General features: G+C 69.7%; 11 protein-coding genes. 7 read left to right on the top strand and 4 right to left on the bottom strand.

Features of this window, described 5'->3' with window-relative positions; translation table 11 throughout:
* The first annotated feature begins 7 nt into the window (after nucleotides 1–7).
* Both ACN28I_RS14075 and ACN28I_RS14070 read left to right on the top strand, forming a co-directional pair.
* Entirely contained in the window at nucleotides 8–1510 is a 1503-nt protein-coding gene (locus ACN28I_RS14075; protein WP_420942550.1) for a DUF4388 domain-containing protein, read from the top strand.
* Nucleotides 1511–1705: 195 nt separating this feature from the next.
* Nucleotides 1706–3223, top strand: a complete 1518-nt coding sequence (locus ACN28I_RS14070) for an ELWxxDGT repeat protein (RefSeq protein WP_420942549.1) — start codon at nucleotides 1706–1708, stop codon at nucleotides 3221–3223.
* A gap of 159 nt (nucleotides 3224–3382) precedes the next feature.
* On the opposite strand, the gene ACN28I_RS14065 is transcribed toward ACN28I_RS14070, so the two are convergent.
* Complete coding sequence (locus ACN28I_RS14065; protein WP_420942548.1) at nucleotides 3383–3919, bottom strand: hypothetical protein; 537 nt, start codon at nucleotides 3917–3919, stop codon at nucleotides 3383–3385.
* Between ACN28I_RS14065 and ACN28I_RS14060 the strand changes: the two genes are divergently transcribed.
* The 5 genes from ACN28I_RS14060 to ACN28I_RS14040 all read left to right on the top strand — a co-directional run bounded on the left by ACN28I_RS14060 (nucleotide 3900) and on the right by ACN28I_RS14040 (nucleotide 8186).
* Nucleotides 3900–5009 (top strand): hypothetical protein, encoded by a 1110-nt coding sequence (locus tag ACN28I_RS14060; RefSeq protein ID WP_420942547.1) that lies wholly within the window; start codon nucleotides 3900–3902, stop codon nucleotides 5007–5009. The genes ACN28I_RS14065 and ACN28I_RS14060 overlap by 20 nt on opposite strands.
* A gap of 59 nt (nucleotides 5010–5068) precedes the next feature.
* Nucleotides 5069–5824 (top strand): SDR family NAD(P)-dependent oxidoreductase, encoded by a 756-nt coding sequence (locus tag ACN28I_RS14055; protein ID WP_420942546.1) that lies wholly within the window; start codon nucleotides 5069–5071, stop codon nucleotides 5822–5824.
* A gap of 276 nt (nucleotides 5825–6100) precedes the next feature.
* The gene (locus tag ACN28I_RS14050; protein WP_420942545.1) at nucleotides 6101–6310 is read left to right on the top strand and encodes a hypothetical protein; all 210 of its coding nucleotides are present in this window, start codon (nucleotides 6101–6103) and stop codon (nucleotides 6308–6310) included.
* An 83-nt stretch (nucleotides 6311–6393) separates the two neighbouring features.
* Entirely contained in the window at nucleotides 6394–7458 is a 1065-nt protein-coding gene (locus tag ACN28I_RS14045; RefSeq protein ID WP_420942544.1) for a type III polyketide synthase, read from the top strand.
* A gap of 80 nt (nucleotides 7459–7538) precedes the next feature.
* On the top strand, nucleotides 7539–8186 hold the full coding sequence (locus ACN28I_RS14040; protein ID WP_420942543.1) for a zf-TFIIB domain-containing protein: 648 nt from the start codon (nucleotides 7539–7541) through the stop codon (nucleotides 8184–8186).
* Between the two features lie 12 nt (nucleotides 8187–8198).
* Here the strand turns inward: ACN28I_RS14040 and ACN28I_RS14035 are convergent, their stop codons facing one another.
* Genes ACN28I_RS14035 through ACN28I_RS14025 form a run of 3 tightly spaced genes read right to left on the bottom strand, consistent with a single transcriptional unit; the run spans nucleotide 8199 to nucleotide 11828 of the window.
* The gene (locus ACN28I_RS14035; RefSeq protein WP_420942542.1) at nucleotides 8199–9746 is read right to left on the bottom strand and encodes a hybrid sensor histidine kinase/response regulator; all 1548 of its coding nucleotides are present in this window, start codon (nucleotides 9744–9746) and stop codon (nucleotides 8199–8201) included.
* Entirely contained in the window at nucleotides 9746–10204 is a 459-nt protein-coding gene (locus ACN28I_RS14030) for a response regulator (RefSeq protein WP_420942541.1), read from the bottom strand. Before ACN28I_RS14030 ends, ACN28I_RS14035 begins: the two co-directional genes overlap by 1 nt.
* A gap of 10 nt (nucleotides 10205–10214) precedes the next feature.
* The gene (locus tag ACN28I_RS14025) at nucleotides 10215–11828 is read right to left on the bottom strand and encodes a sensor histidine kinase (RefSeq protein ID WP_420942540.1); all 1614 of its coding nucleotides are present in this window, start codon (nucleotides 11826–11828) and stop codon (nucleotides 10215–10217) included.
* Nucleotides 11829–11881 lie beyond the last annotated feature (53 nt).

Here is an 11881-nt window from a genome sequence, read left to right as displayed (position 1 = left end):
AACGACCATGGCCCAGGTTCGAAAGATCCTCATCGCCGATCCCGACCTCGAGTCGGTTCGCCCGCTCTCGCGCTCCCTGCGCACGCGGGGCTACCAGGTGCACTACGCGCCGGATGGCTCGCGCGCGCTGGAGGTGGCGGTGCTGCGCCATCCGGACCTCATCCTCTTCGATGAGGCGTGCCGGATGCTGGACGCGCGCACCTTCATCAACATCCTGCGCACCAACCCGCGCACGGACGACATCCCGGTGGTCGTCTCCACCGGCCAGTTCGAGGCGGACAAGTTGCGCGGCCTGCGCGACGGCTTCCTGCGCAAGCCCTTCAACCTCGACGAGGTGCTCTCCCGCATCGAGCACGTCTTCCGCCGCAACGAGGCGGCGAAGGACCTCAAGAGCGAGGTGCAGGAAATCGAAGGCTCGCTCAGCCAGCTCAGCATTCCGGATCTGATGCAGATCCTCGGGATGAACAAGCGCAGCGGGAAGCTGACGCTGGAGCGGGGCAACGAGCGCGGGGAGATCGTCGTGGTGGACGGCCGCCCGGTGAACGCGCGGGTGGGCCGCGCCGAGGGCGAGAAGGCCCTCTTCCGGCTGCTGGTGTGGAGCGAGGGCTCCTTCACCTTCTCCCCGGGGAACACGGGCGGCAAGCCCCGCATCCAGCGCGCCGTGGACGACGCCCTGCTGGAGGCGATGCGCCAGGCGGACGAGGTGAACCGGCTGCTGCCGGGGCTGCCCGCGCGCAATGTCCGGCTGGTGCTCTCGCCGGAGGCGGACCTGACGCAGGATCAACACCCGGTGACGGCGCAGGTGGTGGAGCTGCTGCGCCAGCCGCGTGCGCTCGGCGAGGTGCTGGACCTGGCGCCGGCCACGGACCTGGAGGTGGTGGGCGTGCTGCACACGCTCCTCCAGAAGGGCGTGGCCCGCATGTCCGAGCCCGACCGGGACGAGGGCAGTGGACCGCTGCTCGGGCCGGCGGAGGTGCACGCGCTGCGTGGACGCATCCTCCGGGGCCGGGGGCCCTCGCGCGAGGCCACCGCCAAGGTCTTCGTGTGTGGCAGCGGCCCGGCGGTGGCGCGGCGGCTGATGTCCCAGTTGCCGGACATCGCGGCCGTGGCGGCCGAGCCCGCCGCGGTGAAGAGCGGCTTCGGGACGCTGGGGCGGTTGGATCTCAACGAGCTGCTGCACCTGGACTTCTGCGTGCTGCCTCCGGCGGAAGCGGCGAGGCCCTTGTGGCGGCCGTTCAGCTCGGGCGGCGTGGGCGCGCTGCTCTTCGACGTCTCGGAAGCGGCGGTGAAGCTGGCGCACTTCCTGGCGTGGGACATCCGCATGCCGGTGGTGCTGGTGGGCCATCCGGTACCGCCGGAGCTGCATGGGGCGCCCGCGGGCGCGGCCAGCGTGGGGGAGGACCTCACCGAGGCGCTGCGCAGCCTGCTCCTCCTGGCGCTCAACCCGGCGCCGATGCTGCCCGGTGTGCCGCAGGCGCAGTCGCAGGTGCCGCGGACCGCCGTGTCGTGACCTGGTGGACGCACGTTCGCGTCCCCGGGTTTCACACACAATCCCCCTCCCCGGAGACAATGGGAGGGAGGGCCCACCGCTCCCACCTGTCTGGCACAGCCGTTTCATGGCGGAGCCAGTTCATGGCGGGAGGTGGGTATGTGGAGATGGGGCGGGCTGGCGGTCGTATGCTCGGTGGGTCTGGCGTGTGGAGGAGTGCTTCCGGAACCGGACGAACCCGTCCAGGAGGAGGCCCTCCAGGAGGAGTCAGGGACAGCGGACTCCGAAGCAGGGGAGCAGGCGGCCGCGGGTGACGTGAGCGGGCTCTGGTCCAGCTCCAAGCTCGGGCACCCGCATCTCTTGAGGAACTTTCCGCCCCCGGTCACGCCGGGCTTCCGGGGCATCACGGAGCTGGTGGACATCGGCGGGACGCTCTTCTTCGGCGTCAACCCCGAGGCCGGAGGCCCGTCCCTCTGGAGGAGTGACGGCACCGTCGCGGGGACCGTGCGGGTCAGGCAGTTCCCCGCGGTGGCCGGTGCCACCGTCAGGGGGCTGACCGTCCTGGGGGACCGGCTCTTCTTCGTGGCGGATGACGGGGAGCACGGCGCCGAGCCGTGGATCAGCGATGGCACCGCCGCGGGCACCCACCTGCTCGCGGATGTCTCCCCGGGCCCTGACTCCTCGCTCGTGGGGGAGTCCGCCGCCGTCGGGGAGACCGTCTTCTTCTTGCGGAGGCTGCCCGGGACGGTGGTCCACGAGGAGCTGTGGAAGAGCGATGGCACCGAGGCCGGGACCGTGCGCGTCAGGGACCTGGGCACGGTGGCCACCGGAGCCATCGCCGTCGGGCTGACCAACTTCGGCGGCGTCCTTTTCTTCAGCGGGTTGGATGCGGAGCACGGCCGCGAGCCCTGGACGAGCGATGGCACCGAGGCCGGGACGGGGATCGTCCGGGACATCTTTCCGGGGCCTGAAGGCTCCTTCCCCAACTTCCCCGTCTTCGTGGGGGAGGGGGTGAGCTACTTCGCCGCCACCGACCCGGTCCATGGACGCGAGCTGTGGAGGACCGATGGCACGGAGTCCGGCACGGTGCTCGCGGAGGACATCGTCCCCGGTCCCGAAGGCTCCCGGCCGCGGCCGTTCACCGTCTTCAAGGATCGGCTCTACTTCACCTCGAGCGAGTCGCCCGAGGGGGCCCTGAGGCTGCGCAAGCTCAGGCCGGGCCGGACGCGCTCGGAGGTCATCGCCGACATCCCCAACCCGTTCGGTCCCGGGGCGCCCCCGCCGATGGAGCCCCTCGTCATCAACTCCGCCGAGGCGGACGGCCAGCTCTTCATGACGGTCTTCTTCCCGGGCCTCACCAGCCCCACGCCTCGCGATGTCCAGCTCTGGCGCACCAACGGCACCCGGAGCGGGACCCGGCTGCTCCACAGGCCGCTGTTCATCTCGGCGCGCTTCCGGCCTCCCGAGCTCATCCCCGTGGGGGACCGGATCCTCTTCACCGGCTTCAGCGAGGCGTCGGGGGATGAGCTGTGGGTGAGCGATGGCTCCGTGCGCGGCACGCGGCTGCTGCACGACTTCCTGCCCGGGCCCGCCAGCTCGGCTCCGCTGTTCCTGACGCGCTCGGACGGGTACGTCTTCTTCGTGAACCTGGGCTTCGACGGCGGCGAGCAACTCTGGGCGCTCCCGTTCGGGAAGCACAGGTGCCTGGACGTGGACACCGGGATCGCGCGCTGAAGCACCCACCGCTCGGAGGGACCGCTCCCATGCGGCTATGGGAGCGGTCCACGCGGTGACATTCCAGACATGCGGCTCTACCCCCTTGGTGGCTCCCGGCTACTTCCGGCCGGCGCCTCCACCTCGTGAGGAAACGCCATGTCCGGACACGACGTGCGGCTACCCCTGCATCCAAAGGAGCGCCGCGAGCAGGCCCGCAAACTGCGGGAGAAGGCCTTCGAGCTCTCCAATCCCAAGAAACCCGCGGACCACGAGAGCAACGGCGAGGAGCGCGAGTTCCTCGAACAGAACGGATTTCCCGTCTCCAGCTATTCCAAGGGGTTGGCGCACAACGGGCGAGGAGAGGTGGAGCGCGGCGCCTACAAGCAGCTCCTCGAGGCGCTGGGCACCGGCCGCGAGGCGGACCTGGCGCGTATCCCCCTGGGGACGCCGCCTCCCCTCGGGCGCAGGTTCGTCGGGCTCCAGAGCGGCCTCGCCTTTGATCTGGAGGGCCCCGACGCCCAGGTGCTCGCCATGCGGCCAGCCCCGCGCCTCGGCGGGCGGAAGAACGACGCGGAGATGATGGAGCTGTACTGGATGGCGCTCCTGCGCGACGTGCCCTTCACCGCCTACGAGCAGCGCGAGGAGGTGACCGTCGCCGCGCGGGAAGCTCGACAGGTTCCACGAACAGCTCGACATGCCGTTCGCGCGGGACATCACCCCCCGCACGCTCTTCCGCGGGCACGCGCGGGGCGCCCTGGTGGGACCCTACCTCTCGCAATTCCTGCTGCAGGACTTCAACTACGGCGCCATCGAGGTCCAACAGCGCATTCAGACCGTCATCCCGAACCAGGACTACCTCACGACGTTCAACGGCTGGCTCGCCAGTCAGAACGGCGCCCCAGCGCCTCATCAAGACGTGCTGGATTCCGAGCACCGGTACATCCGCAACCTGCGGGACCTGGCGCGCTACGTCCATGTGGATCCGCCCTACCTGCCCTACCTGGCGGCGGCCCTGGGGATCCCCCGGTTGGCCCGGACGCCCCTGGAGTTGGCGGGGCTGCAGGATGACGGCAATCCCTACCTGCGGAGGACGCCCAACCAGGAAGGCTTCGCCACGTTCGCCGCGCCCGCGCTCCTGGCCCTGCTGGCGGAGGTGACCACGCGGGCCGCCAAGGGCATGTGGTTCCAGAAGTGGTTCGTCCACCGGCGGCTGCGCCCCGAGGAGTACGGAGGCCGCGTCGACGTCCACCGGCGTGAGGAGGCCCACTACCCGGTGAGCCAGGAGCTGCTCTCCTCCGAGGCCCACCAGCGGACGCTGCGCCGTTTCGGCTCCTCGCTGCTGCCCCAGGCCTACCCGGAAGGGGCTCCCATGCACCCGGCCTACGCGGCCGGCCATGCCTCCAGCGCGGGGGCCTGCGTCACCATTCTCAAGGCCTTCCTCAACGAGCGCAGCCCGTGGACGGGCCGCGTGGTGGTGCCCTCCGAGGATGGGAAGACGCTGCGGGACTACACCGGGCCTGGAGCCGGAGCCCTCACCCTCGGAGGTGAGCTGGACAAGCTCGCGGCCAACATCGCCCTGGGACGCTCCGCGGCGGGTGTGCACTGGCGCAGCGACTACACCGAGGGCCTCCGGTACGGGGAGCGCGTCGCGCTCGCGGTGCTGCGGGAGCACAGCCTCCTCTTCAACGAGACGGGCCACTTCACGGTGGAGAGCTTCGACGGCCGCACCGTGCGCATCGAGCGGGGCGAGCTCGAGGTCGTGACGGAAGGGGCCGCATCCGCTTCCCCCGCCGCGACGCCGTAGCAGGAAAAGCAGACACGGACAGGCGGGCTCCGGGAGGGGCCCGCCAGGAGACAGGACACATGATGGAGAGGGATTATCGCACCGCGCTCATCGCGGGAGCCCCGAGTCAGCTCGCACGCGAGCTGGCGCTCTGGCTCGCCGGGACGGGCATGCGGGTTCATGTCGCGGCACGGGCTCCGGAGGAGCTGGAGCCCTACCTCACGCGGGCACGGGACTCGGGCGTCCGGCTCCTACCGGTGGAGCTGGACACCACCCGGATGGAGGAGGCACGGGAGCGCGTCCTCGCGCTCGACGAGGCGTGTGGCGGGCTCGACCTGGTGGTGGCCGCGGGCACGTATGAGGAGACGAGCGCCCGGGACTTCCCCTGGGAGCGCGCGCGCCAGCTCATCGAGACCAACGTCACGGGCACGGTGGCGCTCCTCTCCGCGGTACTGCCACGGATGTTGGAGCGTGGCCACGGGCACCTGGTGGGCATCTCCAGCCTCGCGGCGTACCGGGGCCTGGCCGGACGCTCGGCCTACTCGGGCTCCAAGGCCTTCGTCTCCAACTTCATGGAGAGCCTACGCGCGGACCTGCGGGACACCGGCCTGCGCGTCACCTGCGTCTACCCCGGCCACCTGCGCAACCACCACGCGGTGCAGGGCCGTTCCGAGCCCTTCACGCTGGACGAGAAGGACGCGGCGGCGCGCATGGGGCGGGCCATCCTCCAGGGCAAGGCGCGCTACGCCATGCCGTGGCAGGCCGCCACCTTCATGCGGATGCTGCAGGTGCTTCCAGGATCCCTCTTCGACACGATCGCCCGCCGCATGCACTGAGGCGGCGCGCGCGCGGCCTCGCGCGGCCCGAGGCACCGGATCGAGCGGCTGGGAAACCAGCCCTCTCCGGCCCGGGCAACATCCCACCGGCAGCTTCACGCGGACAGCGCGGGCCTCGCACGGCGAGGACTCCGTCCGCGGCACGGACGGGCCGTGAGGGCTTCTGCATCACATCCACGGAAGTTTTCTCTGTCTGATTGTCGCTGCTGGATGACACCCGCTCCTGAGCGTCTCCGGCCGCGGCTTCCACTTCACCCCTCCTGGGAAGGAAGCCCCATGAACACAGACAGCAGGACTCCCCTCATCACGGCGCGCTCGTTCTTCCGGCAGATGCGCTCGTACGGCTACAGCCCGAATCAGATCATCCGGATCATCAACGAGCTGCTCGAGCTCGTCACCACCTCCGTCCGCGAGGGGAAGCCCACCCCTGTCCTCGTGGAAGCCACGCAGGAGGAGGGGACGCACCCTCCGCCCACGGCCCGCTGAAGGCCGCGTCACAAGAAATGACGCGGCCCTCCACCCCAATGTCCGCACCGCGGTACTCCCCCCTCCAAAGAAACGGTCACCACATGAAGAACATGTCCGTAGGCGATGTCTATCCAACGTTCCTGCATATGAGCTCGGCGTTCCCGAAGAATGCCTATCAGCAATCGGATCTCTACGAGACGTTCGGCAAGCAGATGTACGGCGACATCGCCGCGCTCGAGCGCATCATCCGCCGGGTCCGCGTGAAGCGCCGCTACCTGGCGTTGGATCCGCGCGAGGTGCTGACGCGCAAGGTCGGGCTCGGCGAGCGCATGTCCATCTTCGAGCGGGAGGTGCTGGAGGTGGGTGGGCGCTCGGTGGAGGCGGTGCTGAGCAAGATGGATCGCAAGACCATTGGCAGCTTCGTCATGGCCAGCAGCACCGGCTACATCGCCCCCACGCCGGATCTGCTCCTGTCGCGGCAGCACGGCCTGCCCATCACCGTCCGCCGCACCTTCGTGGGCAACATGGCCTGCAACGCGGGGATGAACGCGCTCAACGTGGCCCTGGACAGCCTGTCGGCGCGCCCGGACGAGCGCGTGCTCCTCAACTGCACCGAGTTCAGCTCGCTCCACGTCCGCCCGGAGGAGTCCACCCGCGAGCAGCTGGTCGTCCACGCGCTCTTCGCCGATGGCAGCGCCTCCACCGTCCTGGGCATGGCGCCGCCGGGACTCGGGCCGCAGGTGCTGGCCTTCCACTCCATGAGCATCTACGAAGGGGCCCCCCACATGACGTGGGGGCTGGTGGACGAGGGCTTCCGGATGACGCTCTCGTCCGCCGTGCCCGACCTCATCGGGGAGCACGTCGGGTTGCTCATCGGGGCGCTCACCGAGAAGGCGGGGGTGCGCACCCGCGACATCAAGCACTGGGCCGTCCACCCGGGTGGGCCGAAGATCGTGGAGGTCATCGGCCAGAAGTTCTCGCTGAGCGATTCGCAGCTCCGGGCCTCCTGGCACATCCTCGAGGAGTACGGCAACTGCTCCTCGCCCACCGTCTACCTCGTCCTGGAGGACATGATCACCAAGGACAAGCCGCAGCCGGGGGAGTACGGCGTGATGCTGGCCTTTGGTCCCGGGCTGACGATGGAGGGGGCCCTGCTGCGCTTCTGAGGGAATGGGCCACGGGTGGAGCCCTTGGGGCTCCCCCGTGTGCTCCCTGTCCGTCCGGTCTTCGCGTAGGATCCCCGGCGATGACGTCAGACAGCAAGTGCCCCGGATGCACCCGGGCCCTCCAGCCCTTCCTCGTGCCGATGCGCTCCGGCACCGAGCTCGAGCTGTGCCGTTGCACCCACTGCGGTGGGTTCTGGGGCGCGGCGGGCCGCATCCAGGACTCCTTCGGCCCTTCCGCCCGGCACCAGCTCATCGGTGGCACGACGGCACGCAACTGCGTGGAGTGCCGGATCCTCATGACGCCCGCGATGCTCCCCTCCGACATCGCCGTCGAGGTGTGCTCGGCGTGCCGGGGCATGTTCCTCGATGCCGGGGAGCTGGAGCGGCTCGGAGTCCGGGAGAATTCCCGTGCCCCCGCGCAGCCCGGCCTTCCGCGGCCCGCCGGTACGCCACGACCCGCTGTGCCTCCGCCGGTCCGAGCCGCGCCTCCTCCGCCCGCGCCGATCGAGGCCCCCGAGCCGGACGACGCACCCGAGCCGCCCGCCCAGCCCGTCGACACGGCGGGCACCTTCGAGTGCACCGAGTGTGGAAGGCGCAAGCCGCTGCGTGAGGGGCAGGCGCTCCGGGACGGGCTGGCCTGCCGTTCCTGCATGAAGGCGCGCCAGGAGGGGCGCGACAGCGAGGACTTCAGCCTGGGCAACCTGTTCCGCGGGCGGCCCAAGTCCTGAGCAACACCTGCTTCAGGCCGTCTTCGTCGTGGGATCGTTCTCAGCGACCATCGGAGGCATCGCCGCCAGCAGGGAGCGCAGCCGCTGGAACTCGATGGGCTTGTCGATGCAGGGCATGCCCGTGTTGGCCAGGAAGGCGCGCGACTGCTCGGTGAAGGCCCCTCCGGTCATGAAGATGACCCGCTGGGCCTGCTCCGGCGCCATCCGCGACAGCTCCTCGTAGAACCGGGGACCGCTCATCTCCGGCATCATCAGGTCGCACAGGATGGCGTCGTAGCGCAGGCCCGAGGAGAGCTGCGCCAGCGCATCCCGGCCCTGGCTGAGCACGTGCACCTCGCAGTGCGTCTGCAGCAGGCGCTGGAGGGCGCGGCCCACGACCGTCTCGTCATCGAGGATCAGCAGGCGCTGCTTCAACACCTTGCCCGGGGCGGGACGGGCGGGCTTCTCGGTGTCGCCGTGGGCCGTCTGCAGCCGGAGCTGGAACACGGTGCCCCGTCCCACCTCGCTCTCCACGGAGATCTCCCCGCCCATCTCGTTGAGGGTGCGGCGGCAGATGGCCAGTCCCAGGCCCGTGCCCACCCCCACCGGCTTGGTGGTGAAGAAGGGCTCGAAGATGCGCTCGCGCAGCTCCGCGGGGATGCCGCGGCCGGTGTCGTGGATCTCCACCCGCACGTGGTTGGCGCCATCCTGGCGCGTCACCACGCGGATCTCATGCGTGGTGCTGTCGCCATCGGGAATGGCGTCCGCGGCGTTGACGAGCAGGTTGAGGAAGACCTGGCCCAGGGGGGCCTCGTTGCCGAGCACCGGGGAGATCGCCCCGTAGTCCTTGGTGATGCGGGCGCGGTGGAAGATGTGGTTCCACGCCATCCGCAGCGACGAGTCGAGCACCCGGTGCACGTCCAGCGGGCCGCGCTGCTTCTCGTCCGGCCGGGAGAAGATCTTGATGTCGCGGACGATCTCCCGGATGCGCTCGGAGCACAGCAGGCAGTCGCGCAGCGCCTGCTCCTGATCGGCGGAGACGGACGTGGCCCCCTCTTCCGGGTTCAGGACGAAGTCCAGGTTGGCCATGAGCGAGGCCAGCGGGTTGTTGATCTCATGGGCCACGCTGGCGGCCAGCAGGCCCAGCGAGGCGAGCCGGTCCGAGAGCAGCAACTGCTCCTGCATCTTCCGGCGCTCGGCCCGCAGCGCCGCCTCGCGCAGCTCGCGGGCCACGGCGGGCCCCAACCGGCTCAGCCGGTCCTTGAGGAGGAAGTCGTGGACGCCGGCGCGCATCGCCGCCACGGCGGTGTCCTCGCCAATCTGTCCGGAGACGATGAGGAAGGGGACGTCCAGCCCCCGCTGTTGCACCAGCGCGAAGGCGGCCAGCGCGTCGAAACGCGGCAGCGCGTAGTCGGCGATGATGGCGTCCCAGGGCCCCTCGTCGAGCGCGCTCGTCAGGGCCTCGGCCGTCTCGACGCGCTTGTGCGTGACGTCGTAGCCGCTGCGCCGCAGCTCACGCAGCACCAGCAGGGCATCGTCCTCGAAGTCCTCGATGAGCAGGAGGTGCAGCGGCGTGGGCATCAAACACTCCGTCTCGCGGTGGGAAGCTCGTTGAGGACGAGCCAGTACATGCCGAGCTGCCGCACCGCCTCGAAGAAGGCGGTGACGTCCACGGGCTTGTGGACGAAGCTGTTGACCCCGAGCTGGTAGCCCTCCACCAGATCCCTCTCCTCCTTGGAGGAGGTGAGGATGACCACCGGCAGGGTGCGGGTCTGCTCGTGGGTGCGGATGCGCCGCAGCACCTCCAGCCCGTCGATGCGCGGCAGGTGCAGGTCCAGGAGGATGACCTGCGGCCGGATGTCGGGATCCCTGCCCGCGTGCCGGCCCTGCGCGAAGAGGTAGTCGAGCGCCTCGGCGCCGTCGCGCACCACCACCACGGGGTTGTGGATGTTGCTCTTGCGGAACGCCCGGAGGGTCATCAGCTCGTCGTCGGCGTTGTCCTCGACGAGCAGGATGACGCGTTGATTGGGATCATACATGGGGGGCTCCTCAGTTGTTTCCTGACGGGCGGGAGGAGGGAGGATTCACGGTGGGCTCGTGAAGGGTGAAGTAGAAGGTCGCGCCCTGACCCACCCGGCCCTCACCCCACACCCGCCCCCCATGGCGGCGGATGATGCGCTGGACGGTGGCGAGCCCCACTCCGTTCCCCTCGAACTCCTGCTGGGTGTGCAGCCGCTGGAAGACGCCGAAGAGCTTCTTCTGGTACTCCATGTCGAAGCCCGCCCCGTTGTCCCGGACGAAGTAGACGCGTCCGTTCCCGGTGTCCGGCAGGGTGCCGAATTCGATCTCCGCCACGGGCCGCTCCCGGGTGAACTTCCAGGCGTTGCCCATGAGGTTCTCCAGCACCAGGCGCAGCAACTGGGAATCCCCGCGGTCCACCAGCCCGTCCTGGAGCTGGAAGCGCACGGTGCGCTCGGGCTGCCAGCGCTGGAGCTGCTCGGAGATGGCGCGCGACAGGCCGGACAGGTTGACGTCCGTCTCCACGAACTCGGTGCGGTTGACGCGGGAGAGCGCGAGGATGCCGTCGATGAGATCGGACATCCGCTGGGACGAGCCCCGGATGCGCTGGAGGTAGTCCAGGCCGGTGGCGTCGAGCTTGTCGGCGCAGTCCTCGGACAGGGCGAGCGTGAAGTTGGAGATGCTGCGCAGCGGGGCGCGCAGATCATGGGCCACCGAGTAGGCGAAGGCCTCCAGCTCCCGGTTGGAGAACTCGAGCTGGGCGGTGCGCTCGGCGATGCGGCGCTCCAGCTCCGCGTTGAGCCGGCGCACCTGCTCCTCGGCCTCGCGGCGCTGGGTGATGTCGGTGATCATCGCCATGGCCCCGGCGTATTTGCCGTTCTCGTCGAACAGGGGGCCGGTGGAGACCAGGGTCCAGATGAGCGTCCCGTCCTTGCGCCTGAGCCTGAAGTCATCGAGGACGGCGGACTTGCCCTGCTGCCGATCCACGACGTACTGCTGCATGAGGGCGATGTCCTCCTCGCGGATGATGTCGAAGAGGGTCTTCTCCATCATCTCCTCGACCGTGTAGCCGAGCATCTGGGCGAAGTAGCGGTTGACGTAGGTGGTGTGGTTGTTGGCATCCACCGTCCAGAGGCCCTCCTGCGCGGACTCCACGAGGAGCTTGAAGCGCAGCTCGGTGCGGCGCTGGTCGGCCTCGGCCATGCGCTGGCCCTGGGTATCGCGAATGCTGAGGGTGGCGCCGAGGAGCTTTCCTTCGCTGTCGCGCACGGGCCTGGCGATCGAGTGGACGTGCTGGCCCTCGGGGAGGCTGGCGTTGCGCATGAAGAGATCCTCCTCGGCCGCATCCTCGCCCTGGAGGGCGCGGTAGATGGGCAGCCGCTCGGAAGGGCAGCGCGTGCGCATGTCCGGGAAGAAGACGCCGTAGCGCTCGCTCCAGGTGTCGGGGGCGGAGTCCACGAGCCCGAGCCCGAGGAGCCGGCGGGCCATGTCGTTGATGTAGAGCAGCCGGCCCTGTGAGTCGGACACGGCCAGGCCCTCGGCCGCGTTGTCGAGGATGGCGCGCAGCAGCGGATGGTGCTGGGGCTGGAAGAGGCTTTCGGCCAGCTCGTCAGGAGGAAGGGTCGAGGCGGTCGTGGCGGTCATGGCTTTGGGCTGGAGGCCCGTCGAGCATAGCGATTCCCGAGGGAAAGAGTCAG

Origin of the sequence: Archangium gephyra, from assembly GCF_049060025.1 — a bacterium.
Taxonomy (GTDB): Bacteria; Myxococcota; Myxococcia; order Myxococcales; family Myxococcaceae; genus Archangium; species Archangium gephyra_A.
The sequence above is the reverse complement of the archived record's forward strand: the minus strand, read 5'-3'. Positions and strand labels throughout refer to the sequence as shown.

Coding starts and splice junctions, on each gene's coding strand:
- ACN28I_RS14055 (WP_420942546.1), top strand. CDS start 5,069: ATGATGGAGAGGGATTATCGCACCGCGCTCATCGCGGGAGCCCCGAGT.
- ACN28I_RS14025 (WP_420942540.1), bottom strand. CDS start 11,828: ATGACCGCCACGACCGCCTCGACCCTTCCTCCTGACGAGCTGGCCGAA.
- ACN28I_RS14075 (WP_420942550.1), top strand. CDS start 8: ATGGCCCAGGTTCGAAAGATCCTCATCGCCGATCCCGACCTCGAGTCG.
- ACN28I_RS14045 (WP_420942544.1), top strand. CDS start 6,394: ATGAAGAACATGTCCGTAGGCGATGTCTATCCAACGTTCCTGCATATG.
- ACN28I_RS14065 (WP_420942548.1), bottom strand. CDS start 3,919: ATGTCCCGCGCGAACGGCATGTCGAGCTGTTCGTGGAACCTGTCGAGC.
- ACN28I_RS14050 (WP_420942545.1), top strand. CDS start 6,101: ATGAACACAGACAGCAGGACTCCCCTCATCACGGCGCGCTCGTTCTTC.
- ACN28I_RS14060 (WP_420942547.1), top strand. CDS start 3,900: ATGCCGTTCGCGCGGGACATCACCCCCCGCACGCTCTTCCGCGGGCAC.
- ACN28I_RS14035 (WP_420942542.1), bottom strand. CDS start 9,746: ATGCCCACGCCGCTGCACCTCCTGCTCATCGAGGACTTCGAGGACGAT.
- ACN28I_RS14040 (WP_420942543.1), top strand. CDS start 7,539: ATGACGTCAGACAGCAAGTGCCCCGGATGCACCCGGGCCCTCCAGCCC.
- ACN28I_RS14030 (WP_420942541.1), bottom strand. CDS start 10,204: ATGTATGATCCCAATCAACGCGTCATCCTGCTCGTCGAGGACAACGCC.